The 25,215-nt window shown below is 71.3% G+C and carries 22 protein-coding genes and 2 pseudogenes; 13 read left to right on the plus strand and 11 right to left on the minus strand.

Annotated features, from left to right (window positions below; all coding sequences use genetic code 11):
- Position 1 precedes the first annotated feature (1 nt).
- Entirely contained in the window at positions 2 to 766 is a 765-nt protein-coding gene (locus H0S67_RS18545) for a DUF1684 domain-containing protein (protein WP_180934237.1), read from the minus strand.
- A 108-nt stretch (positions 767 to 874) separates the two neighbouring features.
- Between H0S67_RS18545 and H0S67_RS18550 the strand changes: the two genes are divergently transcribed.
- On the plus strand, positions 875 to 1,486 hold the full coding sequence (locus H0S67_RS18550) for a dihydrofolate reductase family protein (RefSeq protein WP_246354875.1): 612 nt from the start codon (positions 875 to 877) through the stop codon (positions 1,484 to 1,486).
- On the opposite strand, the gene H0S67_RS18555 is transcribed toward H0S67_RS18550, so the two are convergent.
- Both H0S67_RS18555 and H0S67_RS18560 read right to left on the minus strand, forming a co-directional pair.
- Positions 1,453 to 2,259: an isocitrate lyase/PEP mutase family protein gene (locus tag H0S67_RS18555; protein WP_219635333.1), complete on the minus strand. Its 807-nt coding sequence runs from the start codon at positions 2,257 to 2,259 to the stop codon at positions 1,453 to 1,455. The two genes, H0S67_RS18550 and H0S67_RS18555, sit on opposite strands and share 34 nt — an antisense overlap.
- Positions 2,260 to 2,334: 75 nt before the next feature.
- A complete protein-coding gene (locus tag H0S67_RS18560; protein ID WP_180934238.1) occupies positions 2,335 to 2,847 on the minus strand; it encodes a hypothetical protein in 513 nt (170 codons plus the stop codon).
- A 151-nt stretch (positions 2,848 to 2,998) separates the two neighbouring features.
- Between H0S67_RS18560 and H0S67_RS18565 the strand changes: the two genes are divergently transcribed.
- Both H0S67_RS18565 and H0S67_RS18570 read left to right on the plus strand, forming a co-directional pair.
- The gene (locus H0S67_RS18565) at positions 2,999 to 3,469 is read left to right on the plus strand and encodes a methyltransferase family protein (RefSeq protein WP_180934239.1); all 471 of its coding nucleotides are present in this window, start codon (positions 2,999 to 3,001) and stop codon (positions 3,467 to 3,469) included.
- Between the two features lie 13 nt (positions 3,470 to 3,482).
- Complete coding sequence (locus tag H0S67_RS18570) at positions 3,483 to 4,100, plus strand: maleylpyruvate isomerase N-terminal domain-containing protein (protein WP_180934240.1); 618 nt, start codon at positions 3,483 to 3,485, stop codon at positions 4,098 to 4,100.
- A gap of 17 nt (positions 4,101 to 4,117) precedes the next feature.
- On the opposite strand, the gene H0S67_RS18575 is transcribed toward H0S67_RS18570, so the two are convergent.
- Complete coding sequence (locus H0S67_RS18575; protein ID WP_180934241.1) at positions 4,118 to 4,474, minus strand: hypothetical protein; 357 nt, start codon at positions 4,472 to 4,474, stop codon at positions 4,118 to 4,120.
- Between the two features lie 119 nt (positions 4,475 to 4,593).
- On the opposite strand from H0S67_RS18575, the gene H0S67_RS18580 reads away from it, so the two are divergent.
- Positions 4,594 to 5,685, plus strand: coding sequence for a threonine aldolase family protein (locus H0S67_RS18580; RefSeq protein WP_180934242.1), 1,092 nt, complete (start codon positions 4,594 to 4,596; stop codon positions 5,683 to 5,685).
- 36 nt (positions 5,686 to 5,721) lie between these two features.
- On the opposite strand, the gene H0S67_RS18585 is transcribed toward H0S67_RS18580, so the two are convergent.
- From H0S67_RS18585 to H0S67_RS18595, 3 genes are all read right to left on the minus strand, one after another.
- Positions 5,722 to 6,147 carry an ester cyclase gene (locus tag H0S67_RS18585; protein ID WP_180934243.1) on the minus strand — a complete coding sequence of 142 codons (426 nt, stop codon included), beginning with the start codon at positions 6,145 to 6,147 and terminating at the stop codon, positions 5,722 to 5,724.
- A gap of 335 nt (positions 6,148 to 6,482) precedes the next feature.
- Positions 6,483 to 8,771, minus strand: coding sequence for a right-handed parallel beta-helix repeat-containing protein (locus H0S67_RS18590; protein WP_180934244.1), 2,289 nt, complete (start codon positions 8,769 to 8,771; stop codon positions 6,483 to 6,485).
- An 85-nt stretch (positions 8,772 to 8,856) separates the two neighbouring features.
- Positions 8,857 to 9,450, minus strand: a complete 594-nt coding sequence (locus H0S67_RS18595; protein WP_246354876.1) for a DUF6328 family protein — start codon at positions 9,448 to 9,450, stop codon at positions 8,857 to 8,859.
- 146 nt (positions 9,451 to 9,596) lie between these two features.
- Here H0S67_RS18595 and H0S67_RS18600 point away from each other — a divergent pair, with 146 nt between their 5' ends.
- From H0S67_RS18600 to H0S67_RS23855, 6 genes and pseudogenes are all read left to right on the plus strand, one after another.
- On the plus strand, positions 9,597 to 10,115 hold the full coding sequence (locus H0S67_RS18600; RefSeq protein WP_180934245.1) for a hypothetical protein: 519 nt from the start codon (positions 9,597 to 9,599) through the stop codon (positions 10,113 to 10,115).
- 56 nt (positions 10,116 to 10,171) lie between these two features.
- Entirely contained in the window at positions 10,172 to 11,902 is a 1,731-nt protein-coding gene (locus H0S67_RS18605; protein WP_180934246.1) for an ABC transporter ATP-binding protein, read from the plus strand.
- Entirely contained in the window at positions 11,899 to 13,653 is a 1,755-nt protein-coding gene (locus tag H0S67_RS18610) for an ABC transporter ATP-binding protein (protein ID WP_180934247.1), read from the plus strand. The genes H0S67_RS18605 and H0S67_RS18610 overlap by 4 nt, the downstream gene beginning before the upstream one ends.
- A 47-nt stretch (positions 13,654 to 13,700) precedes the next feature.
- Positions 13,701 to 14,729, plus strand: coding sequence for an LLM class F420-dependent oxidoreductase (locus tag H0S67_RS18615; RefSeq protein ID WP_180934248.1), 1,029 nt, complete (start codon positions 13,701 to 13,703; stop codon positions 14,727 to 14,729).
- Positions 14,726 to 15,412, plus strand: a pseudogene (locus H0S67_RS27555) (oxygenase MpaB family protein); the annotation flags it as partial. The gene H0S67_RS18615 and the pseudogene H0S67_RS27555, both read left to right, overlap by 4 nt.
- Before the next feature lie 195 nt (positions 15,413 to 15,607).
- Positions 15,608 to 16,750, plus strand: coding sequence for an acyl-CoA dehydrogenase family protein (locus H0S67_RS23855; RefSeq protein ID WP_219635741.1), 1,143 nt, complete (start codon positions 15,608 to 15,610; stop codon positions 16,748 to 16,750).
- 3 nt (positions 16,751 to 16,753) lie between these two features.
- Here H0S67_RS23855 and H0S67_RS18625 read toward each other — a convergent pair whose 3' ends face one another.
- The 4 genes from H0S67_RS18625 to H0S67_RS18640 all read right to left on the minus strand — a co-directional run bounded on the left by H0S67_RS18625 (position 16,754) and on the right by H0S67_RS18640 (position 20,276).
- The gene (locus H0S67_RS18625; RefSeq protein WP_180934250.1) at positions 16,754 to 17,461 is read right to left on the minus strand and encodes a hypothetical protein; all 708 of its coding nucleotides are present in this window, start codon (positions 17,459 to 17,461) and stop codon (positions 16,754 to 16,756) included.
- Positions 17,458 to 18,006: a SigE family RNA polymerase sigma factor gene (locus tag H0S67_RS18630; RefSeq protein ID WP_180934251.1), complete on the minus strand. Its 549-nt coding sequence runs from the start codon at positions 18,004 to 18,006 to the stop codon at positions 17,458 to 17,460. Before H0S67_RS18630 ends, H0S67_RS18625 begins: the two co-directional genes overlap by 4 nt.
- A gap of 124 nt (positions 18,007 to 18,130) precedes the next feature.
- The gene (locus tag H0S67_RS18635; protein WP_180934252.1) at positions 18,131 to 18,661 is read right to left on the minus strand and encodes a hypothetical protein; all 531 of its coding nucleotides are present in this window, start codon (positions 18,659 to 18,661) and stop codon (positions 18,131 to 18,133) included.
- 76 nt (positions 18,662 to 18,737) lie between these two features.
- Complete coding sequence (locus H0S67_RS18640) at positions 18,738 to 20,276, minus strand: acyl-CoA synthetase (RefSeq protein WP_180934253.1); 1,539 nt, start codon at positions 20,274 to 20,276, stop codon at positions 18,738 to 18,740.
- 150 nt (positions 20,277 to 20,426) lie between these two features.
- Here H0S67_RS18640 and H0S67_RS18645 point away from each other — a divergent pair, with 150 nt between their 5' ends.
- The 3 genes and pseudogenes from H0S67_RS18645 to H0S67_RS18650 all read left to right on the plus strand — a co-directional run bounded on the left by H0S67_RS18645 (position 20,427) and on the right by H0S67_RS18650 (position 25,202).
- Positions 20,427 to 22,307, plus strand: a complete 1,881-nt coding sequence (locus H0S67_RS18645) for an MMPL family transporter (protein WP_281368894.1) — start codon at positions 20,427 to 20,429, stop codon at positions 22,305 to 22,307.
- Positions 22,304 to 22,555 (plus strand): MMPL family transporter, encoded by a 252-nt coding sequence (locus H0S67_RS26915; protein WP_281368895.1) that lies wholly within the window; start codon positions 22,304 to 22,306, stop codon positions 22,553 to 22,555. Before H0S67_RS18645 ends, H0S67_RS26915 begins: the two co-directional genes overlap by 4 nt.
- A gap of 66 nt (positions 22,556 to 22,621) precedes the next feature.
- Positions 22,622 to 25,202: pseudogene (locus H0S67_RS18650) on the plus strand (bifunctional FO biosynthesis protein CofGH).
- Positions 25,203 to 25,215: the final 13 nt, after the last annotated feature.

Below are 25,215 nucleotides of genomic sequence, written 5' to 3' on the forward strand. Positions count from 1 at the left end.
CCTATCCGGAAGTCAACCCGGACGCGGTCGTGGTCGGCACCTGCTCGCCCGCCTCCACCGCGAACGGCAGCGTGTTGGCCACGGGAGGAAGCGGGCAGGTGGCGAACTCGGTGTAGGCGCACGGCATGTTGAACGCGCGGTTGAAGTCGAGGTGCACGAGGCCGTCGGGCGACGGCGGCGCGGTCAGGAGCTGTCGGTTGGCCGGGTAGGTGGTGATGCCCGACGTGGCGTCGCGGAACAGGATCCACAGCGAGCCGTCGTCCTCTCCCCAGGCCACCAGCCGGTGCTCGCTGCCGGCGTGATCGAAGACGACCTCGCCCACGGCATCGCCGTCGGCCGTCCGGTAGGGCTCGTACCGCGCAGGCACGACCCAGACGGGGTCGGGGGCGTAGCACGGGGTGCCGCGGTAGGCGCGCAGGTTCGGCGAGTCCGGATGCCGGGGGCGGACGATGGTGCGTCCCTCGCGGTCGGCCACCTGCGCGACGGCATCGCCGAAGGTCACGCTCAGCCCGACGTCGTCGAGCGGTCCGAGCCGGTGCACGCCCTCGGTGAGCAGGGTGCTCCCGGCAGCCAGGGCCTCGTCCGGTCCGAGGGTGACGGTCGCGCCGTGCTCGTCGGAGCACCACTCCCCCGGGACGTCGTCGAAGCCCTGGGGCGTGTCCGTCAGCCAGTGGATCGCGGTGATCGCCAGCCACCCGTGCGGGTCCCGCAGCCTTGCCTCCCGGGCGTCACGCCAACCCTGCCACTCGCCGAGGAACTCACTCACCGCGGCATCGTGTCAGGCGCGGTCCGGTCGGGACCCGCCGGTACGCCGCGATGAATCCGGCGACGTCGCCGGGTCAGTCCCGGCATGGGAACCGTGATCATGCACGCAGTGGCATCTCTGGACGGCTTCATCGCTGACGAGAACGACGACGTGGGGCCGCTCTTCGAGTGGTACTTCAACGGTGACACCCCCATCGTCGAGGACGCGCAGGGCGAAGCACACGGGCCGTTCCGGATCAGCCGACGCTCCCACGAGTACGTCAGCGCGATGTGGGGCAGCATCGGCGCCACGATCCAGGGACGGCACCTGTTCGACCTGACCAACGGCTGGGAGGCCGACCCACCGGCCGGCGAGCACCTGGTCGTGGTGTCGCACCGGCCCAAGCCGGAGGGGTGGCACCCCGAGGCCGACGTCCCGTTCGTCGACGACGTCACCGCGGCGGTCGAGGAGGCGAAGCAGCGTGCCGGTGACCGGGTGGTCGCGCTCTGCGCCGGGAACGTCGGAGGGCAGGCGCTGGCCCTCGGCCTCGTGGACGAGGTGGCGATCGACGTCGTGCCGGTGGTGTTCGGCAAGGGCAAGCGGTTACTTCGGCCCGGTCGACTCGCAGACCCTGCTCGAGGACCCCTACGTCGTCATCCCGGGCGACCGGGTCCTCCACCTGCGCTACCGCGTCCGCCGCTGAGGGGTCAGGACCGGAACCGTCGCTGCAGGTCGGCGTAGCCGATCGCACCGTCGAGGAAGCCGAGCGTCCCGGAGTCGAGCAGCTCGCGTCCCGCGCGCTCCAGCATGCTGAGCGTGGCTCGGGCGAGGCTGCCGCCCAGGCTGACGCGCTTGACGCCGAGGGAGAAGAACGTGGGCGCGTCGATGGTGTTCGCCAGCCCTGCCACCACGTTGAGCGGACCGGGGACGGCTGCCGCGAGCCTGCGAATCGTGTCCTCCTCGACGACACCGGGCACGAACACGCAGTCGGCCCCCGCCTCGACGTTCCGGACCGCCCGATCGACCGTCTCCGCGAAGACGTCGCCGGTCGTGCCGGCGAAGTAGGTGTCGGTCCGGGCGTTCAGGACGAAGGTGCCGCGGGGCGCCGCGGCCCGCGCGGCCGCGATGCGGTCGACCGCCTCGTCGACGCCGAACAGACCGCCATCTGCGGCGTCCTCGATGTTGGCGCCCACCACCCCGAGCTCCACCGCCAGGGCCACGGTGCGGCCGACGTCGGCCGCCGTCGCGCCGTATCCCGCTTCGAGGTCGGCCGTCACCGGCACGCTCACTGCTGCCGCGATGCGACCGATGTGCTCGAGCATCCTGTCGCGGTCCATCGCTCCGCCGTCCGGGACCCCGCAGGACCACGCGATGCCCGCGCTGGTCGTGGCGATGGCCGGGAAGCCGACCTGCTCGAGGATCCGCGCGGAGCCCGGGTCCCAGGCGTTGGGGAGCACGAAGCCCGGACCGGCGTGCAGGGCCAGGAGAGCGGCCGCCTTCTCGCGCGTGGGCACGACCCCATGATCGGGGATCGCGGGCTCGGGCGACACCCCTCGCCCGCAGACGTCAGTCGCCAGTCTTCGTGTTGGCTAGGACTGCAGCGCGAAGCAGAACGTCTGGCCCTCGAACTGCGGATGTGGACCGTGGATCGCGACGACGTCCCCGTTCGCGTCGAAGACGAGCTGGCCCGCGTCGTGCTGGACCAGCCCGGGGCCGGTCCCCTGGATGTGCACCGTGTCTCCGACCGTCCGTGCCGTTCCGTCCGGGTAGAAGGTGTCCGTCCACTTGTCCCGCTCCACGATCGTGTGCCCGTTCGCCGAGATCACCGCCCGGTAGTCGACATGTACGGCGACGAAGGCCACCTCGCCGGTGCGGTCGTAGAACACCCGGAACGACGACACCTCGTCCTCGACGACGTGAACCGAGAACCCCTCCGGCGCGCACACGTCCGGGTCCACGAAGACCTCGTGATGGGAGAAGGTGCCGTGGTCGGGGGGCGCGGCCGACGCCGAGGCGGGGACGCCCGCGACAGCGGCGATGCTCGCGGCGGCGACGATGAGGGGTCGGAACAGCGGAGTCTTCTCCGGCCGGGACCGCACCATGCGATCACCCCTCAACCTTGCTCGCGGCCCGGCTGCCACCGGCTCCATCTGCTACTCAACCCGCACGGGCCGCATCCCGAAAGACCCGTATGGGGCATTCCGCAGGGCACGGGCGGGACGCGACGTCACCGCCGCCCGCCACAATGAGGGCATGGTGCGCGGCCCTGAGGACACCGTCGCGTTCCGGCTCTGGCCGCCGGTCGCGATCGGAGCACCCCTGCTCGTCGGCTGGCTTGCCACGCTGCGCTGGGGTGACCCGGTAGACCTCGGCGGGTGGCGCGTGTCGCTCGGATGGGTGCTGGTGCTGGCGTTCGCCGGGTGGAACGGATGGTCGCTCTGGCTGTTCCGCAGGCACGAGACCGGGCTGCTGCCGGGGCAGGCTACGCAGGCGATGATCGAGGAGGGTCCGTACCGCCTCTCCCGCAACCCGCTGTACGTCGGTCTGCTCGCGCTCTACCTCGGGCTGGCGCTGCTGGCCCCCACATTCTGGGGGCTCGTGCTGTTCCCGGTCGCGGTGCTCCTCGTCCGCTGGGGCGCGATCCGACCCGAGGAGCGGTTCCTGCATGAGCGGTTCGGTGCGCCGTACGACGAGTACTCGCGGCGGGTGCGTCGCTGGCTGTGACTAGGCTCCCTCCATGGGCCCCGCCTGGGACGACTCCCGACTGGCTTTCCGCGACGCGGCGGAGTGGTTCGTGCGGACGGTCTCGCGGGTCGGCGACGACCTGTGGACCCGACCCGCACTGGGCGAGTGGGACGTCCGCGCGCTCGTCGGGCACACGAGCCGCTCGTTCCTGACCGTCGAGACCTACCTCGACCGCCGAGCGTCGACCGTCGACGTCGCCTCCCCGGAGGACTACTACCGCGCGACCAGGGCGGTGGCCGCCGGGCCCGCCGTGGCGGCGCGCGGGCGGGAGGCCGGCGAAGCCCTGGGCGCTGACCCGGCCGCCGCTGTGGCCGTCATCGCAGAACGGGTGCTTCGGCTCGTCGACGCCCAGGAGGGCACCGAGCTCGTGACCACCATTGCCGGCGGCATGCGGCTCGAGGACTACCTGCCGACCCGGACCTTCGAGCTCGCCGTCCACACAGCCGACCTCGTCACCGCGATCGGCGGACCCCTGGACGTACCGCCGACGGCTGCGAGGCAGGCGCTGAGGATCATCACCGAGCTGGCCGTCACCGACGGTGCTGCCGCTCCGCTCCTGCTCGCGGCCACCGGGCGGTCGGGCCTGGCTGCGGGCTACTCGGTGCTGTGAGGACGCGTCTGCTGCCGTCAGCCTGTCCCCGTCGACTCGCTGCCCTCAGGCCTTCTGCCTGCCGGTCGTGCTCTTCCTCCCGCTGGTCGCCTTCTTGGTGACACCGTTGGCCCGGGTGGCCGCGCTCTTGCTGGTCTTCTTCGCGGCGCGCCGGTCGACTTCTTCGTCGCGCTACCGGTGGCCTTCTTCGCGGTGCCGGTCGTCTTCTTGGCCGTCTTCCCGGCCGCCGCGGCGACCTTCTTGCCGGTCTCCACGGGCTCCGGTGGGAACCACACAGCCTTGGTGGCCTTGACCTTCGCCACGAACGTGGCGCCGCGCGCGCCCCACTGCTTCCGGTCCGTGATGCTCCCCAGCCCGTTCCTGATGCCGATCATCTGCTTCTCCCTCCGAGTTCCCTCACAGCCATCGTGCCCACTGGCAGCCCGACCTACTCCACGGACTGCGGCCCCACGTCCAGCCCCAGCCGGGCAGGGGCCACTTGTAGGGTGCCTCCGTGCCGTCCGAGGAGCTCGTGAGTCGCGTCAGGGCCGCAGCGCGAGGCTGCGAGACCGCCGTCTCCGGACGGAGCCCGGGGTCGCCCGCGGAGGCCTTCGCCGCCCTCGCCCAAGCCTGTGAGGAGCTCGGCCTCGACGCGTGGGACACGTACGGCGACGGCGGTGCGGTCACGCGGCTCGAGGAGGACCTGCAGGAGCGCTTCGGGGTCGAGGCCGCCGTGTTCTTCCCCAGCGGGGTGATGGCCCAGCAGGCCGCCCTGCGTGTGCACTGCGACCGTGCCGGGAGCCGGCGCGTCGCCATGCCGGACCTCAGCCACCTCCTCGTGCACGAGGAGGACGGCCCACGGATCCTCCACGGGCTGGAGGTGTCGTTCCTGACTCGCGGGTTCGAGACGCCCACGGCCGCCCACCTCGACGCGTTGCCCAGACGGCTCGGCGCTGTCCTCGCGGAGCTCCCCCTGCGCGACGCCGGCTGCCTGCTGCCGACCTGGGAGCAGCTGGCGGAGCTGTCGGCCGCCTGCCGCTCCCGCGGCGTGCCCCTGCATGTCGACGGCGCCCGGATCTGGGAGGCGCAGCCCTGGTTCGACCGCCCGCTCAGCGAGATCGCGAGCCACGCCGACTCGCTGTACGTGTCGTTCTACAAGGGTCTCGCCGGGCTCGCCGGAGCGGCGCTGCTCGGCTCGCAGGACTTCGTCGCCGAGGCCCGCCTGTGGCGACGCAGGCTCGGCGGCACCATCTTCCGCACCACTGCGGAGGCGGTGTCCGCGCTCATCGGCCTGCGGGACCTCGTGCCATTGATTCCGGACACCGTCGCCTGGGCCAGGGCCTTCGCCGCGGCGCTGCCGGCGCAGGTCAGCGCGCAGCCGGGCGTACCGCAGACGAACCAGTTCCTCCTCTACGCCGACGGCGACGCCGACCTCGTCAACGAGCGCACGGTCGACGCGATCGACGAGCACGGGGTCGGCCTGCCGGCCTGGTTCCCCACTCACCAACCACGACGTATCCAGTGCGAGGTGGTCGTCACGCCGGCGGCCCTGGGTCTCGATCCCGCGGCGATGGCGGTGCTGGTCGCTGGCCTCGTCACTGCCTGAGGGCCCCCGCACCGCATTCGGGCCCCGCTCGACGAATCACGCAGGCGGGGCCATCGTCGGGATCGCACCCAGCTGCTGCATCATGCCCAGCGCGTCCATGGCCCCCCAGTGCTCGCAGGCACGGCCCTGGTCATCGAACCGGATGATGTCGAACACCTCGATCCGGACCTTCTTGCCGCTGGCGGGCACGCCCATGAAGTCATCTCCCGTGTGGGTGCCGCTGGCCGTGATGCGGGCGACGACCTTGTCCCCGCTCGGGAGGAGCTCGTCCACGTTCATCTGCAGGTCGGGGAAGGCCGCCCGGTACATGCGGAAGAGCTGCAGGACCCCCTCCTTGGTCGGCTCGAGCCCTGGGGCGTCCTCGTGCTCGACGAAGTCGGCCGCCAGCAGGTCGCCGAATCCGTCGATGTCGCCTGCACTGAGCAGCTCGTACACGCGTCGCATGGTTGCCACGTTGTCCATCTGTCCTCCTCGCGTCCCGACAGGCCCGATGGGCCGTGCCGTTGTTGGGTGGTGTGCGAGGGCGGAGCCAGGGGGTGAACGATGAACCCGCCCCCGACGCTTCCGGAGCCGAGGGCGGGAGCGGTTCTAGGTCTCATCGTCGACCCGACCGGTCAACCTGTCCAGATGTGCGCCGGGCCGTTGCAGGACTCCCCGGCTGGCCGGTGACTCCTGTGCTTGTCAGCCAGTGCAACGGCCGACAAGCACCAGAACTGGCCGACAACCCCGGGTCCGGGCTCGAGTCCGGCCGGTTGCAGGAGTACCCGGCCGGCCGGTGACTCCTGCAACCACCGAGGTCAGTCGGTGACCGCCGAGAACGGCGCCGCTGCGCCATAGATCTTGTAGAGGGCGAACGGGCCGGCCTCCGCCATGCTGCAGCGGTAGTCGAACAGGTGGGTGGCGCGGGCGTCCGGCATCCCCGCGCCGAAGCCGTACGGCGTCGCGCCGTCCACGGGGAGGGTGTCGAAGTGCCGGATGCGTTCCACCATGGCCTGGCGGCCGGCCGCGTCCGCCTTGCGCCACCAGCTGCAGGTGTAGCTGCTCAGGCGCTCGGGGCCGACCCCGGACGTGGCCGCGCCCACCGTTGTCGTGCGGGACGAGGCCTTCGAGTCCCAGGGCCAGACGACTGCCGGGGCACCGCCCACCGAGCCCACGAACGGGCGGCACAGGCGCGGTGAGAGGCCCAAGCTGCAGATCGACGAGAACTGGTCGGCCTGCGCCTGCTGCATGGCGGCGCTGTCGCCGGAGGGCAGTCCGGGACCGCTCCCGGGCTTGGGCGGGGTCTGCGTCCACGAGCAGATCGCGGGGTTGCCGTCCGGGTAGCCGGAGGTCTCGTAGCCGGCGAAGCACGACATGAGCTCGTCCTCGTTGACCGGCTCGCCGGTGCCGACGCTCGTGCTCGGGTTGGTGCCGTCGGCACAGCTGGGCAGCAGGGGCGGGGAGGTCGTCACCGAGGTGCCGGCGGCAGAGGTGTTGCCCCACCAGCAGTTGCCGGTGTTGCCGGCGAAGCTGTCCCACCAGAAGTCGACGCCGTTGGGCTCGGCCGCGCCTCCGGGAGTCACGCCCATCACGTTGTCGTGGAAGCGGTTGTCGTACGACGTGCTCACCTTCGAGGGGTCGCAGCCGGGAACGGGCGTCGTGCTGCCCACCGGAGGCGGCCCGCACACGGTCGCGTCCGGGACGGCGAACAGCATCGCCCCGCGCCGCCAGTTGTCGTAGAAGTGGTTGCCGCGCACCACGTTGGCATTGCCCCCGGCCAGCCAGAGGCCGGTCCCGACCGGGGCGGCGATGAAGGGCGCGACGTCGGAGCCGGGCTGGTAGGGGTTGAAGTTGTTGCCGTAGAAGTTGTTGTGTTCGATCACGTTGCCGTGCTGCGGGAACCCGGGGTGGCCGGCGGCGGTGAACACGTCGGTGGTGTAGCCGAGGGCGTTGTCGTAGAAGTTGTTGTGGGTGATCAGGGTGCCGTGGCTGTCGGTCCCGGAGAAGCCACCGGTGTTGTGGTGGCTGTCGCAGCGGCGGAGCACCTGGCTGTAGCGGTACTTCGGGTAGAACTTCTTGTAGCGGTGGTCGGTGGTGTCCGCGCCCGCACCCGGGTAGATGCCGGAGTCGCCGTTGCCCGCGGCCTCGCAGTTCTCGATCAGGCCGTGGTCCTCGACGAACGTGAGCACGCCGTACCCGCCCGCGTAGAAGGTCTTGAACCGGTCGAAGCGGTAGCCGTCGGTCTCCATGACGTAGATGTCGTGCTCACGCGCGTGCCGCACGGTCAGGTTGCGCAGGACGAACCCGTCGGCCCGGTCCACGAAGATGCCCACGTCCTTCTTGTGACCCACCGCGGACGGGCCACCGTCCCCGGCAGCCGCGTCGCCGGCCTCAACCACGACGTCGTCGGCGCTCACCCCCGAGCCCTCGAGCTGGAGGTTGCAGCGGATGCACCGGCCGACGGCGGGGATGCCGTGCCGGTCGGTGAGCGGAGGGTCGGGGACCGGGCCGGTGTCCGCGCCGCGGCCGATCACCGCCACCAGGTTGGCGTCGTTGGGGCAGTAGAGCTGGTAGTCGTGCGAGAGCGCGCCCGGGTCGCCGCCGTCGGACTTGACCCGGTACTTCGCGCAGGACGGGTCGTAGGTCGGCTGCCGCCGGGAGTGCGGCTCCGTGTAGACCCCCGGCATCACCACGACCCGGTCGTCGTTCCCGGACGCGGTCACGGCCGGCTGGATCTGGTGGTAGCCACAGCGGGAGAAGAGCCGGGCGTTGACCCGCAGCAGCATCCGGGCCCGCCGGGCACCCAGGGCGCGGTGGTCGGTCGGTCGGATGTCGTAGCCGCGCACCCGGGCTCGCCGTACCGAGTCGCGGAGTCGGTCGAGCGAGTCGGCCTGGCAGACCACCCGGGTCTGCCCCGGGCGAGCGTCGTCGAGGGCCGAGCGCAGCGACCTGGCCTGGGGCACGTGGCCGCCGGCACAGGGCGAGATCGAGCAGTCCGGTCGCGGGTCCGGCCAGTACGACGGCCGCTCGACGTGCGCCGAGGCTGCCTGCGGGACCGCCAGCACGCTGGCGAGGACGATGACCGTGACCGCGATGAAGCGTCGCACTGGCTTCTCCTGTGGTTGGAGTTGCCGCGGTCAACGACGCTGCACCGGCCGAGGTTATGCGCGGGTCGCCCGGGTGGTGGAGCAGCTAGTGGTCGTGCGAGTGGTTCGCCGGTTCGCTGCGATGCCCGACCAGCGGCACCGCGGCCCACAACGTCCCGAAGAAGAGCAGCGACAGGGTGCCGGCGACCCCGGCGGTCAACGGATCGGTGACCAGGTCGAAGACCAGCCACACCACGCCGCTCGTGGTCAACGCCAGGCACACCAGCCCGGCGCGTGCGGCACGGTTCGCGTTCTTGACTATCCACGGGCGCTGGCCGCGCTGGAAGAGCATCCGGTGGAACGCGACCGGGGCGACGATCAGCCCCGTGGCGATCACCGAGCCGCACAGGATCGCGAGGTAGACGTGCCGCTGGACGCTGGTGAGGTCCGCGAAACGGCTGCTGAAAGGAAGTGTCAGCAGGAACCCCGTGAGGATCTGCACGCCGGTCTGGGTGACTCGGAGCTCCTGCAGGAGCTCGTGCAGGTTGCGGGTGAGTCTCTTGTGGTTGATCTCCCGCGGATGGGTGATCTGCGGGGGATGGACGATCGGTGTTGGAGGGTCATCTCGTTCCTCGGCCAGGAGGCTCAGCGGTCGACCCCCGGGCTGCGCACCGTCGCCTCCTTCTCTCGAAGTGGACACCCTGACGACTACCCGGCTCGGCCCCCGGTCAAACAGCCGTCCAGACGGCTCACGTCGCCCTCGGGCGAGGATTGGACCGATGGCCCTGTCGAGCCGGTCCGCCGACGTTCCACGCTGGTGGCATCGAGCCGGAGCAGGAGGTCGTCATGACCAGCGAACACATCAACCCCGCGGCCGAGGGCAGGCACGCGGCCACTCGACCGGACAACGCCGTCGAGGTCGGGCCCACCGGTTACCACTACGACGACCGGGCGCGCCTCGCGTCGTACCGCCGCACCGCACCCCGCCCGCCGGCGGCACCGGCCGGCGCGGCGATCGCCCTGCTGGTGTGCCTCACGGTGATGTACGCCGAGTGGGCGCTCTACGCGCAGACCCTCCAGGGCCAGTCCGACGCCACCTGGGCGCTCGGCTTCATGATCGTCTCGACCGGGGCGTCGCTGCGCATCCTGATGGGCAACCCCGGCCGCCACGTCGTCTCGGGAGCGGTGATCCTGGTCAGCGGAGTGGGCCTCCTCTTCCGCGCCCTGGTGGTCACCCGCGACTCCACGTTCATCAGCGCCTTCGAGATCGCCAGCGGCGCGCTGCTCGTGGTGGCCGCGCTGATGACGCTGCTCTCCCCCACGCTCGAGCCCGAGTCGCCACCGGAACGTGACCCCTGGGGCTGACCGCACCCACCGATAATCGGTCGCTCCGGGAGCCGGTCGTTCCCTAACGTGTACAGGTGCGCCACCTCCCCCTCGACCACCCCGGAACCCCCGACCACCGGTCGCCGGGCCGGTTCCTGTGGTGGCTGGCCCTGGGGCAGTGGCGCACCCTGGTGATGGGGATGCTCTTCGGGATCGTCTGGATGAGCGCCCAGGCCGTGATGCCCGCCGTGATCGGCCGTGCGATCGACAGCGGGGTGGCCGCCAAGGACACCCGCCAGCTGCTCATCTGGGCCCTGGTCCTGCTGGTCATCGGCCTCGTCCAGGCGGGGAGTGGGATCATGCGGCACCGGTTCGCGGTCACCAACTGGCTGACCGCGGCCTACCGCACCGTGCAGCTCGTCGGTCGGCAGACCGTCCACCTCGGCGGCACCCTGCCCCGCAAGGTGTCCACGGGCGAGGTCGTCGCCATCGGCACCAGCGACCTCTCGCACCTGGGCCAGGTCATGGACGTCTCGGCCCGGTTCTCGGGCGCCATCGTCTCGTTCCTGCTGGTGTCGGTGATCCTGCTGCGCACCTCGGTGACGCTCGGCCTGGTGGTGCTGGTCGGCGTACCCCTCCTGATGCTGCTGGTCGGCCCGCTGCTCTCGCCGCTGCAGGAGCGCAGCGCCCGGCAGCGCGCGCTGATGGGCGAGCTCTCCAACACCGCCAGCGACATCGTGGGCGGCCTGCGGGTGCTGCGCGGGATCGGCGGCGAACAGGTCTTCCACGACCGCTACCGCCGCGAGTCGCAGGCCACCCGCCGCGCCGGCGTCGAGGTCGCCAAGCTCCAGTCGCTGCTCGACGCGCTGCAGGTCTTCCTGCCCGGCGTCTTCGTCGTCGTGGTGGTCTGGCTCGGCGCCCGCTACGCCGTCGAGGGCCGGATCAGCCCCGGCGAGCTGGTCGCGTTCTACGGCTACTCGGCGTTCCTGATGATCCCGCTGCGCACCGCCACCGAGTACGCCAACAAGGTCATCCGGGCCCAGGTCTCGGCCCGGCGGGTGTGCCACGTGCTCGCCCTGACGCCCGACGTGACCGACCCCGAGATCCCCGCCCCCTCTCCGCCGGTCGGCTCGAGCATGTACGACGTCCGCACCGGTCTGCGCCTGCACGCCGGGTCGCTCACCGCGATCGTGTGCGAGCAGCCCGACGAGTCCGCCCTCCTGGCCGACCGGCTCGGGATGGCGGCCGCCGAGGTCGACGACGACGTGCGGCTCGGTGACGTGCCGCTCACCGCGCTGCGACGCGAGGAGGTCCGGCGCCGGATCCTGGTCTCGGACACCGCCGCCACCCTCTTCTCCGGCCGCCTGGCCGACCGGATCGACGTCACCGGCACCGGGCGGGTCCGCGAGGCGCTCGACACCGCGTCGGCCGACGACATCCTCGAGGCCCTGCCCGAGGGGCTCGACTCGGTGGTGGCCGAGCGTGGCCGCACCTTCTCCGGCGGACAGCGCCAACGGCTCGTGCTGGCGCGGGCGCTCGCGGTGGACCCGGAGATCCTGGTGCTGGTCGAGCCCACCTCCGCCGTGGACGCCCACACCGAGGCGCGGATCGCCTCCCGCCTGCGCCGGCAGCGCGAGGGCCGCACCACCGTCGTCACCACCACCAGCCCGCTGATGCTGGACGCCGTCGACGAGGTGGCGTTCCTGCGGGGCGGCAGGGTCGTGGCCACCGGGCGGCACGCCGACCTCCTCGAGACCGATCCCGTCTACCGCGCCGTGGTCACCCGGGAGACCGAGCCCGCCGCGCCCGAGGAGGTCCTGCAATGAGCGCCGCGGACACCCGGCTCCCGGTCGCCTCGACGCGGGACGTGCGCCGCTACGCCGCCAGGCTGACCCGCCACCACCCGCGCCTGCTGTGGTCGGCGGTGACGCTGCACGTGCTCGCCGCGCTGGCCGGTCTCGCCGCGCCGCGGCTGCTCGGCGACCTCGTCCAGTCGGTCGAGCAGGGCACCACCGCCGCTCACGTCGACCGGATCATGCTGGTCCTCGCCGGCTTCCTGCTGGTGCAGACGGTGCTGACCCGCTACGCCCGCTATGTGAGCCAGGTCCTCGGCGAGCAGGTGCTCGCCGAGCTGCGGGAGGACTTCGTCGGCAACACGCTGGCGCTGCCGGTCGGGGTCGTGGAGTCGGCCGGCTCCGGCGACCTGCTGACCCGCACCAGCCGCGACGTCGACCAACTCGCCTGGTCGGTGCGGATGGCCCTGCCGGAGGGGACGATCGCGGTCATCACCGCGGTCGTCACGTTCGTCGCCGCGATCACGGTGGGCTGGTGGGTCGCGCTGCCGTGCGTGCTCGGCGTGCCCCCGCTGGTGATCGGGCTGCGGTGGTACCTCGCCCGCGCCAAGGACGGCTACCTGCGCGAGAGCGCGACGTACTCCGCGATCAACGCGACGCTGACCGAGACCGTCGAGGGCGCCCGCACCGTCGAGGCGCTCGGCATCGGCGAGGAGCGGATCCGGGCCATCGACGACGACATCTCGGCGTCCTACCGGGCCGAGCGCTACACCCTCTCCCTGCGCACCGTGTTCTTCCCGAACATGGAGATCTCCTACCTCATCCCCACGGTGGCGACGCTGCTCTTCGGCGGCTGGCTCTACACCCAGGGGCAGGTCTCGCTCGGCGACGTGACGGCGGCGACGCTCTACGTCCAGATGCTCATCGACCCGGTCGACCGGATCGTGTCGATCCTCGACGAGCTGCAGGTGGGCGCGGCCTCGCTGGCTCGCCTGCTCGGGGTCGCGCAGGTGCCCGACGACCGCGAGGTCAGCGGCGCCGAGCCCGATGGCGAGCACCTCGACGCGCAGGACGTGCGGTTCGCGTACGTCGAGGGCCGCGACGTGCTGTACGGCGTCGACCTGTCGGTCGGGGTCGGCGAGCGGATCGCGATGGTCGGCCCGTCCGGCGCCGGCAAGTCCACGCTCGGCCGGCTGCTCGCCGGCATCCACCCGCCGCGCACCGGTTCGGTGACGGTCGGGGGTGTCGGGCTGACCGAGCTGCCGCTGGACGACCTACGCGGCCACGTGGCGCTGGTGACGCAGGAGCACCACGTCTTCGTCGGGACCCTGCGCGAGAACCTCGCCCTCGCGGCCCCACCCGGGGCGGGAGACGCCGAGATCCGCGGTGCGCTCGCGGCGGTCGACGCGCTCGACTGGGTGGACGCGCTGCCCGAGGGACTCGACACGGTCGTGGGCTCCGGCGGGCGCTCGGTCTCGGCCGCTCAGGCCCAGCAGATCGCGCTCGCCCGCCTCGTGCTGGCCGACCCGCACACCCTGGTGCTGGACGAGGCGACCTCGCTGATCGACCCCCGGGCGGCCCGCCACCTCGAGCGGTCGCTGGCGGCAGTCCTCGAGGGCCGGACCGTGATCGCCATCGCGCACCGGCTCTTCTCGGCCCACGACGCGGACCGGGTCGCCGTGGTCGAGGACGGCCGGATCTCCGAGCTCGGGTCCCACGATGAGCTGGTCGCCGCCGGCGGCTCGTACGCCGCCCTCTGGGACTCCTGGCACGGTCGCGGCTGACCCCTGCTCCTTGTGTCCGTGACAGTAGTTCTGTCAGGGTTGGTGGCATGAAGCTCTCGATGCCGCTGATCTACGCCGGGAACCCTCGCGAGACCGCCGACCAGGTGGCCGGACTGGAGAAGGCGGGCCTGGACACGATCTGGGTGGCCGAGCCCTACGGCTTCGACTCCCCCACCCTGATGGGCTACCTGGCCGCGAAGACCGAGACCGTCGAGATCGGCGCCGGGATCCTCAACGTCTTCTCCCGCACCCCCGGGGCGCTGCTGCAGACCGCGGCCGGCCTCGACAACGTCTCCGGCGGCCGGGCGGTGATCGGGCTCGGCGCGTCGGGCCCGCAGGTGATCGAGGGCTTCCACGGCGTCCCCTACGACAAGCCGCTGGGCCGCACCCGCGAGGTCATCGACGTCATCCGGATGGGCCTGCGCCGCGAGTCGCTGGTCAAGGACGGCATCTTCAAGATCCCGCTGCCCGAGGGCCAGGGCCTCGGGCTCGGCAAGCCGCTGAAGCTGCTCAACAAGCCCGAGCGCCCCGTCGTACCGCTCTGGGTCGCCGCGCTCGGCGACAAGAACGTGCAGATGACCGCCGAGGTCGCGGACGGCTGGCTGCCCTTCCTCTTCCACCCCGAGAAGGCCGCGGACGTCTGGGGCGAGTCGCTGGCGAAGGGCATCGCCAAGCGCTCCCCCGACCTCGGGCCGCTCGAGGTCAGCGCCGGCGGCATGGTCGCGATCGGCGAGGACGTCAAGGGCATGCTCGACTTCATGCGCCCGATGTACGCGCTCTACGTGGGCGGCATGGGCGCCCGCGGCAAGAACTTCTACAACGACCTCGCCTGCCAGTACGGCTACGAGAAGGAGGCCAAGGAGATCCAGGACCTCTACCTCGGCGGCAACAAGCGCGACGCCGAGGCCAAGGTACCCCTGGAGTGGCTCGAGGCCGGCAACCTGGTCGGGCCCGCGTCGTACGTCAAGGAGCGGATCGCGGCCTTCCGCGAGGCCGGCGTCACCAGCCTGCAGGTCTCCCCCGCCACCGAGGACCCGGCGGCCACGATCGCCCAGGTCAAGGAGTGGGTGGCATGACCCACCTCTCCCGCCGGAGGTACGACATCCTGCGGGAGATCCGTGCGCTCGACCCGGAGCGCGACACGGACCGGATCGTGTGGCTCACCAGCCGCCACGAGTTCCCCTGGGACTACACCCAGGGCACCGGCATCGCCTTCCTCCGCGACTACGGCATCCCGTCGATCTCGCGGCTTCTCGACCGGACGCGCGAGTTCGAGGACGACGGCGTCAAGAGGTACGACGACACGCTGCTCATCGGCGAGGAGGCCACGGTCGAGGGCATCGACTCCGAGCGCTCCCACGCCGCGCTGCGCCGGCTGAACCGGATCCACGGGCACTACGACATCCCCAACGACGAGTTCCGCTACGTCCTCGCCACCACGATCGTGGGGCCGGTCCGCTGGATCGAGGAGTTCGGCTGGCGACCGCTCGACCCGATCGAGACCCGGGCCCTGGCGAGGTTCACGACCCGGTTCGGCGAGCTGATGGGCATCAGGGACCTGCCGAGCACGTACGACGGCTACCTCGAGCTGCTCACGTCCTACGAGCGCGAGCACTTCGAGCTCGACCCCGCCAACCGGCGCGTCACCGAGGCCACCCTGCGCATCGCCCGGGCGACCGCGCCCGCCCCGCTGCGGCCGCTCGTCCGCCGGGTGACGATCGCGCTGATGGACGAGCCGCTGCGCGAGGCCCTCGGCCTGCCCCACCAGCCGGGCTGGTTCGTGTCCGCGGTGGCGGCGGGCTGCGCCTGCGGGCCCGGCTGCTGCGGCTCGCGCCGCCGCGCCGTACCGCCTATCACCACCGACCCTCGACCTATCCCCAGGGCTACCGCCTCGGCGACCTCGGCCCCGCCTCGATGCTCGACGAGCTCAACAGCAACCCACTCAGGAGGACCCATGACCGGATCGATCTACGAGCAGGAGCACGAGGACTTCCGCGGGGTGGTCCGGTCGTTCCTGGCCAAGGAGGTCGTGCCCTTCCACGAGCAGTGGGAGAAGGACGGTCAGGTCGACCGGGAGGTCTGGACCAAGGCGGGCGCGCAGGGCCTGCTCTGCTTCGACGTCGACGAGGAGTACGGCGGCGCCGGCGCCAAGGACTTCCGCTACAACATGATCGTCTCGGAGGAGATCAGCAAGGTCGGGGCTTCCGGGCTCGGCTTCCCGGTGCACACCGACATCATCGTCCCCTACATCAGCAACCTCGGGACCGACGAGCAGAAGCGGCGCTGGCTGCCCGGACTGGTCAGCGGCGAGCTGATCTCGGCGATCGCGATGACCGAACCGGGCGCCGGCAGCGACCTCCAGGGCATCCGCACCACGGCCGTCGACAAGGGCGACCACTACGTCGTCAACGGGTCGAAGACCTTCATCAGCAACGGCATCATGTCCGACCTCGTCATCGTGGTGTGCCGGACCAACCCCGACGCCGGGCACCAGGGCATCAGCCTGCTCGTCGTCGAGCGCGGAATGCCCGGTTTCGAGCGGGGCCGCAACCTCGACAAGATGGGCCTCAAGGCGCAGGACACCGCCGAGCTCTTCTTCGACAACGTCGAGGTGCCGAAGGCGAACCTGCTGGGCGAGGAGGGCTCCGGCTTCATCTCGCTGATGGTCAACCTGCCCCAGGAGCGGATCTCGATCGCCGCGATCGCAGTCGCCGCCTGCGAGCACATCCTCCAGCTGTGCCTGGACTACGCCAAGGAGCGCGAGGCCTTCGGGCGCCCGATCGGCAAGTTCCAGCACAACCGGTTCCTGCTGGCCGAGATGGCCACCGAGGTCCACATCGCGCGGGTGTTCGTCAACGACTGCGTCATGAAGCTCAACCGCGGCGAGGTCGACACCTCGCTGGCCTCGATGGCCAAGTGGTGGACCACCGAGCTGCAGAAGAAGATCGTCGACCAGGGCGTGCAGCTGCACGGCGGCTACGGCTACATGATGGAGTACCCCATCGCCAAGGCCTACGTGGACAGCCGGATCCAGACCATCTACGGCGGCACCACCGAGATCCAGAAGGAGATCATCGGGCGCAGCCTGGGGATCTGACGCCTACGGCGCGTGCAGCTCTCCGGTCAGCCGCATCGACGACTGCTCGACCTCGCTGCCGAGCTTCGCGTCCACCTTCAGGTCCAGGGAGGGCGTGGGTCCGCACGACGCGTGCAGCACCTGCACGGTCCCGGTCGAGGGCTGGGCGCTCGAGAGCTCGTTGGCCCGCGGGCCGCCCTCATCGGTGGCGAAGAACAGGATCATCGGCAGCTTGCTGGTGGCGACGTCGTCGACCGGCAGCGTGAACGTGCGCCCGTCCTCGACCTCGTCCAGGGAGGCCTGGAACATGAGGAACGGCTCCAGCAGGGTCTCGCCCCGCACCTTCCGCGGGCTGGTGGCGGTCACCAGCTGGCGCGCGGAGTCGGGGTCCTTCTTGCAGGTCACCTCGATGTCGCGGAACGTGTACGTCGAACCGTCGGCCCGCGTGAACGCCAGGGTGCTGACCGGCCCGGTGGGCTCGTCGGTCACGTGGAGCGTCGAGGGCTGGTCGTCCCCTCCCAGCGTGAGCGCGGCCGTCGTGCCGGCCACGACCAGTGCCAGCGCGGACGCGCCCCCGGCCAGCGCGACCCGCTGCCGGCGCCGGACCCGCATCCGGTGCTCGACCCTCACCAGCATGTCGACCGGTCCGTCCAGCGACCGGCCCAGCCGGTCGTAGGCGCCGGCGATCTCGGGGTCCCTCTCCTCCGTGGTGCCGCCCTCCGTGGTGCTCATCGCTCGTCCTCCCCGTGCTCCCCGCCTCGCACCCGCGGACCGTGCGTCCCCGCGTGCTCCTTCAGCCGCGCCGTCCCCCGGGACAGCAGGCTCTTGACCGTGCCCTCCGAACAGCCCATCCGCGTCGCGATCCCGCGCACGTCGAGGTCCTCGACGTACCTCAGGGCCAGCGCCGTTCGCTGCCGCGGCGACAGTGTCGCCAGCGCCTCGACCAGCCACGTGTCGACCGCCCCGACCAGCTCGACCACCGGCGCCGCGTCACCCTGACGCAGCAACGGCAGCTCGCGCCTCAGCCGTCGGATCCGGTCGATGTTGAGCCGGGTCATCACCGTGCGGGCGTAGGCCGCCGGCTCGTCGAACCTGGACCGTCCCCAGCGCTCGCCCATCCGGGCCAGCGTCTCCTGGACCAGGTCCCACGCGTCGTGCGGGTTGCCGGTCAGCGCGTGCGCCAGCCCCAGCAACGACGGCGTCTGCGCGACCGCGAACGTGTCGAAGTCCGTCGGGTGCTGCCGCGTCGGCGCACCGGTCCCCGTCATCGTGTCCATGCCATCCCCTCCCCCGACCTGTCACTCCTTGACGAGGGGAGTGCCCGAAAGGTTGAGGCTGGTGCAGGAAATCTTGGCGCCCACCAGCCTCGAGGGACAGCCTCTCGCACGACGCGGCGCGAGGTCAGTAGGTCAGGTGCCCGGTGGCGGCGACGACGTCGCGCTCGCGCAGCGGGGCCGCCCGGTCGTTGCAGGTCCCGTCGGCCTTGCGGGCCAGCCGTGCGGACGCGTCGACAGTCGCGCGGAAGCTCCCGAACGCGTCCCTGAACGCACGCGTCCCGCCCGTGACCCTGCTCTTCTGGTCGACGTGGGCCCGGAGCCTGCAGGTCTTCGGGTCCAGGGAGAACGTGGACCTCAGGTTCTTGCTGACGATGTGCATCGTGCCGACCCTGAACACCAGGTCGTCACGGTTGAGGTTGTCCGGATCCCCGGGGCGGCTGGCCACCTCGACGATCCGTCCGACGCCGTCGAAGATCCCTCGCGCGACGATCGGGCTCTTCACGACGTCACGCTGGCCGTGCGTCCCGTCGACGAGCAGGAAGCCGTGGAACGACTGGCTGCCGGTGATCTGGGGGGTCGCGGACGCGGCCCCCGTCCACACCAGCGGCACGGCCACGACCGCGCCGAACAGTGCTCTGAGTGCATACCTGGACATGTGGTGCCTCCTCGGGACTGTCATCCCGGGCGAGGCGTCGCGATCCCTCCACCCTCGTCCACAGGGACCGCCCGCGTCATCGGCCGGATGCGGTATCGGCGTAGTCCTCGCGCAGCCGGCCCTTGACCATCTTCCCGGTGGGTGTGCGCGGCAACGCCTCGCGGAAGTGGATCTCCCGCGGCACCTTGTAGTGCGCGATGCGCTCGCGCGCGTACGCCGTGAGCTCGGCCGCGAGGGCGTCCCCGGGCTCCGCACCGGGTGCCGGCTGGACGAAGGCCACCACCCGCTCCCCCATCTCCTCGTCGGGGACGCCGATCACGGCGATGTCGACGACCGCGGGGTGCAGGCTGAAGAGGTCCTCGACCTCCTGCGGGTAGATGTTCACCCCGCCGCTGATGATCATGAACGCCTTGCGGTCGGTCAGGTAGAGGAAGCCCTCGTCGTCGACGTAGCCGAGGTCGCCGACGGTGGTCCACGTCGGGTGCGCGGGATGCTGCGTGCTCGCGGTCTTCTCGGGGTCGTTGTGGTAGGCGAAGGGCACCTCGTCGCGCTCGAAGTAGATCGTCCCGACCTCGCCCGGACCGACCTCCCGGCCGTCCTCGGCGCAGACGTGCAGGATGCCGAGCAGGGCCTTGCCGACCGAGCCGGGGTGCGCCAGCCACGTCTCGGAGTCGATCATCGTCGCGCCGTTCGCCTCGGTCGAGGCGTAGTACTCCTGCACGATCGGGCCCAGCCACTCGATCATCCGGCGCTTCACCTCGACCGGGCACGGCGCGGCCGCGTGCACGACGTACCGCAGCGAGCCCACGTCGTACGACGCGCGGACCTCGGGCTCGAGCTTGAGCAGCCGCACGAACATCGTCGGGACCATCTGGGTGTGGGTGACCCGGTGCTCCTGGATCGCGCGAAGCGCACCCTCGGCGTCGAACTTCTCCATCATCACCAGCGTCCCGCCGAGCGCGTGCACCACGCCGCCGAAGCGCAGCGGCGCGGCGTGGTAGACCGGCGCCGGCGAGAGGTAGACGGTGTCCTGGCCGAAGCCGTAGAGGCCGCCGAAGATGTTCACGTAGGAGTAGCCCGGCTCGTCGACCCGGATCTTCGGGAGCGCCACCTTCACGCCCTTGGGCCGCCCGGTGGTGCCGGAGGAGTAGAGGAAGTCGTCCCCGTGCGGCTGCTCGGGGAGCGGCTCGTCCCCGGCGGCCGACAGCGCGGCCTCGTAGTCCTCGAAGCCCGGCACCGGCGGCCCGTAGACGAGCCGCTCCCCCACCTCGACGTCGAGCCCCCGCACCAGCTCGGCCTTGGCCCCGGACACCACCAGCGCCCTGGCGCCGCAGTCCCGGACGATGTACGACGCCTCGTCGGCCGACAGGTTGTGGTTGACCGCGCTGATGTAGAGCCCCGACCGCAGCGCGGCCCAGTAGACCTCGTAGGCCTCGGGGGTGTTGTCGCTGAGCAGGGCGACCACGTCACCCTTGTCAAGCCCGCGGTCCCGGAGGTGCCGGGCCAGGCGGAGGCTACGGGCGTCGAGCTCGGCGTAGGTCAGCGTGCGGCCGGACCCGGCCATCACCAGGGCGGGCTTGTCAGGGGTGGTCGCGGCCCAGGTCCCGGGGTACATGGCCCGACACTAGCCGGGTGACTGGTCTAGTCGGGCCATGTCGAGCGCCGGGCATGTGCCCCCATCGGGCGATGAATTCCGGAGCCCGAAGGGGTCTGATCGGGGGAAACCCTGATGCCGACTGTCCCTTCCTTCTGATGGAGTTCTCCCATGCATCGTCAGATTGCCGGAAAGCTCACCGGCCGTGTCACCAAGTGGATCGTCCTGGTCGCCTGGCTCATCATCGTCGTGGTCGCCAGCGGGTTCGCCGCCAAGCTCACCGACGTCCAGAACAACGAGTCCTCCTCCTGGCTGCCCGCCAGCGCCGAGTCGACCCGTGCACTCGACAAGCTCAACGCGTTCCAGGACCCGAACAACCTGCCCACCACCGTGGTCTACGAGTCCAGCTCGGGCCCGCTCAGCAAGGCCGACCTGGCCCAGATCGAGAGCCAGGCCACGGAGTTCGCCCAGATGAAGGGCGCGGTCCCGAACAGCGTGATCAGCCCTGCCTCGGCCCAGAAGCTCGGGATCGAAGCGGTCTCCCAGGACGGGCAGGTCGCACAGACCCAGGTCACGTTCAACTTCGGCAAGAACGGCTGGAACAAGATGCCGGACGTCGCCAGCGAGCTGCGTGACATGGCGGCGATCGACGGCGTGAGCATCCACATTGCAGGCCAGGGCGGCCAGGCCGCCGACTCGGCCAAGGCCTTCGAGGGCCTCGACAGCACCCTGCTCTTCGCGGCCGGTGCCGTGGTGATCATCATCCTGCTGCTGACCTACCGCAGCCCGGTCCTGTGGATCCTGCCCGTGTTCTCCGCGGTCGTGGCGCTCTTCACCGCCCAGGCGGTCATCTACTTCCTGGCGAAGTACGCCGACCTCACCGTGAACGGCCAGAGCCAGGGCATCCTGACCGTGCTGGTCTTCGGCGCCGGCACCGACTACGCGTTGCTGCTCGTGGCGCGCTACCGGGAGGAGCTGCGCCGCCACGACGACCGGCACGAGGCGATGGCGTTCGCGCTGCACCGTGCGGCCCCGGCGATCGTCGCCAGCGCGGCCACGGTGGTCCTGGGCATGCTCTGCCTGCTCTTCGCCGAGATGAACTCCACCGCTGGCCTGGGCCCGGTCGCCGCCATCGGCATCACCGTCGCCCTGCTGGTGATGATCACCCTGCTGCCCGCGCTGCTCGTGATCACCGGCCGGTGGGTGTTCTGGCCCAAGCGCCCGGCGTTCGGCTCCGCGGAGCCGACGGCGTCCGGCCTGTGGGCCAAGGTGGGTCGCCGGATCTCCGTGCGTCCCCGCGCCGTGTGGGTCGGCACCGCCGCGGCCCTCGGGGTGGCCTGCCTCGGGATGTTCTCCCTCAACGCCCACGGCCTCACGACCGAGGAGTCCTACACCAAGGACTTCGACTCGATCATCGGCCAGCGCGCGCTCACCGACCACGGGCTGATGGACCAGTCCAACCCGCTGATGGTGGTCGCGAACGCCGAGCAGGGCGGAGCGGTGGCGAAGGCCCTGTCCGGGGTCAACGGCATCACCGACGTCCTCCCGCCGCGCACGGAGGGCGGGGTGGCGTACGTCCAGGCGACGATCACCAGTGACGCCCTGTCCCAGAAGGCCTTCGACACGGTGACCGCGGCTCGTGACGCCGTGCATGCCGTCCCGGGCGCCGACGCCCTGGTGGGCGGCTACTCCGCGATCTCGCTCGACGTGGAGAACGCCTCGGGCCACGACAACCTGGTCATCATCCCGATCGTGCTCCTCGTGGTGATGCTCATCCTGATGGTGCTGCTGCGGTCGATCCTGTCCCCGCTGCTGCTCATCGGCACCGTGGTGCTGTCGTTCGGCGCCGCGATCGGGCTCTCGGCGCTGATGTTCAAGCACCTCTTCGGCTTCGCCGGCCAGGACGCGTCGTTCCCGCTGTTCGTGTTCGTCTTCCTGGTCGCGCTGGGGATCGACTACAACATCTTCCTGATGACACGGGTGCGGGAGGAGACCCAGTCCCGCGGACGCGGCCGGGCTCGCTGGTCGCGCTGTCGGCCACGGGCGGCGTGATCACCTCCGCCGGGCTGGTGCTCGCCTCGACCTTCCTGGTCCTCGGCACACTTCCGCTGGTCGCGTTCGTCGAGATCGGGGTGGCGGTCGCGCTGGGCGTCATCCTGGACACGATGGTCGTCCGCCCGGTCCTGGTCACCGCGCTCAACCTCGACCTGGGCAGCCGGATCTGGTGGCCCAGCAGGCTCGACCGCGGCGACCACACGGTCGCCCCGGAGGAGCCCGTGAAGGAGACCGCGTCGGTGTAGCGACACCGGGTCCGCGCGCTGGTCCCCGGGGCTCCCGGGGACCAGCGCACGGCTAGCCTGAGGACGATGAGCGAGCAGCCGACACCCCAGCAGGTACGCCGTGCCCTCGCCCGGGCCGAACGGGGGGCCGCGCTGGACGTCCCGGAGGCCACCGTGCTCCTGGCCGCGCGGGGCGAGGACCTCGATCGGCTCTGTGCCGCGGCCGCCCGGGTCCGGGACGCCGGACTGGTCGCGGCCGGCCGGCCGGGGGTGGTGACCTACTCGCCCAAGGTGTTCGTCCCGGTGACCCGCCTGTGCCGCGACCGCTGCCACTACTGCACGTTCGTGACCGTCCCCGGCAAGCTCGCCAAGGAGGGCAGGGCGCCGTACCTCTCGCCTGACGAGATCCTCGAGATCGCCCGGCGGGGAGCGGAGCTCGGCTGCCTGGAGGCCCTCTTCACGCTGGGCGACCGGCCCGAGGACCGATGGCCCGAGGCGCGCGCGTGGCTCGACGAGCAGGGCTACGACTCCACCCTGGCCTACGTGCGGGCGATGGCGGTCCGGGTGCTGGAGGAGACCGGGCTGCTGCCCCACCTCAACCCCGGCGTCATGTCGTGGGAGGAGATGAACCGGCTCAAGCCGGTCTCCCCCTCGATGGGAATGATGCTCGAGACGACCTCTCGCCGGCTCTACGAGGACAAGGGGCAGGCCCACTTCGGCTCGCCCGACAAGGACCCCGAGGTCCGCCTCCGGGTGCTCGAGGACGCCGGCCGACTCTCGATCCCTTTCACCACCGGCCTGCTCGTCGGCATCGGCGAGACCCTGACCGAGCGTGCCGAGACGATCTTCGCGGTGCGCGCGACCTCGCGGCGCTACGGCGCGGTCCAGGAGGTCATCGTCCAGAACTTCCGCGCCAAGCCCGACACCGCGATGCGTGACACCGACGACCTCGAACTGGAGGAGTACCTCGCCACGATCGCGGTCACCCGGCTCGTGCTGGGCCCGAAGGCCCGGGTCCAGGCACCGCCGAACCTCGTCGACACCGCCCCTGACTCCGGTGAGTGTCGCGCCCTGCTCGACGCCGGCATCGACGACTGGGGCGGGGTCTCCCCCCTGACCCCCGACCACGTGAACCCCGAGCGCCCCTGGCCCTCCCTGGACCGGCTGCGGGAGATCACCGCCGGGGCGGGCCTCGACCTGCAGCCGCGCCTCACGGTCCACCCCGAGTACGTCCGGCAGGGCGAGCCGTGGCTCGACCCCCGCGTCTCCGCCCACGTCGCCGCACTGGCCACCGACGACGGCCCTCTCGCCGGCCTGGCCCGTCCCGGCGTACGCCCGACCGGGCTGCCGTGGCAGGAGCCCGACGGCGGCTTCGCCCACCTCCACGGCCGGGGCGGGACCGGCCGCACCGACCTGCACACCGAGGTCGACACCACCGGGCGCACCCACGACCGGCGCTCCGACTTCGACGACGTGTACGGCGACTGGGACGAGCTGCGTGATGCGGTAGTCCGTGACGCTCCTGCTGTCGCGGGGCCTCCGGGACAGCAGAAGCGTCACGGACTACCGCGCGACCACGACGGACACGCCGCCCTGGCTGCCGCCGAGGCCGACCCGGGCAACCTGTCCGACGAGCACGCGCTCACCCTGATGACCGCCGAGGGCGAGCTGCTCGACCAGGTGTGCCGCCTCGCCGACGCGCTACGCCGGGACGCCGTCGGCGACGACGTGACCTACGTGGTCAACCGCAACATCAACTTCACCAACGTCTGCTACGTCGGCTGCCGGTTCTGCGCCTTCGCCCAGCGCCGGACCGACGCAGACGCGTTCTCCCTCTCGCTGGGGCAGGTCGCCGACCGCGCCGAGGAGGCGTGGCAGCTCGGCGCAACCGAGGTCTGCATGCAGGGCGGCATCGACCCCGAGCTGCCCGGCACCGCCTACTTCGACCTCGCCGCAGCGGTCAAGCAGCGCGTGCCCGGGATGCACGTGCACGCCTTCTCCCCCATGGAGATCGTCAACGGCGCCACCCGTACGGGCCTGTCGTTCGAGGACTTCCTGATCAAGGCCCGGGAGTCCGGCCTGGGCTCGGTCCCGGGCACCGCCGCGGAGATCCTCGACGACGACGTCCGCTGGGTGCTCACCAAGGGCAAGCTCCCGACGCAGACGTGGATCGACGTCATAACCACCGCGCACCGGGTCGGGATCCCCACGACCAGCACGATGATGTACGGCCACGTCGACAACCCCCGCCACTGGGTCCAGCACCTGCGCGTCCTCTCCCGCATCCAGGACGAGACGGGCGGCTTCACCGAGTTCGTGCCGCTGCCCTTCGTGCACACCTCCGCGCCGATCTACCTCGCCGGGGTGGCGCGCCCCGGCCCCACGCTGCGCGACAACCTCGCCGTCCACGCGCTGGCCCGGATCCTGCTGCACGGCCGGATCCACAACATCCAGACCAGCTGGGTCAAGCTCGGCGTGGACGGCACCCACCCGGGCCATGCTCGACGCCGGCGCCAACGACCTGGGCGGCACCCTGATGGAGGAGACGATCTCGCGGATGGCCGGCTCGGAGCACGGCTCCGCCAAGACCGTCGCGGAGCTCGAGGAGATCGGGGCGGCCATCGGGCGCCCCGTCCGGCAGCGGACCACGACGTACGACGTGCGCTGAGCCGCCCCCCGGA

Source organism: Nocardioides ungokensis (assembly GCF_013466985.1).
GTDB classification, from domain to species: Bacteria; Actinomycetota; Actinomycetes; order Propionibacteriales; family Nocardioidaceae; genus Nocardioides; species Nocardioides ungokensis.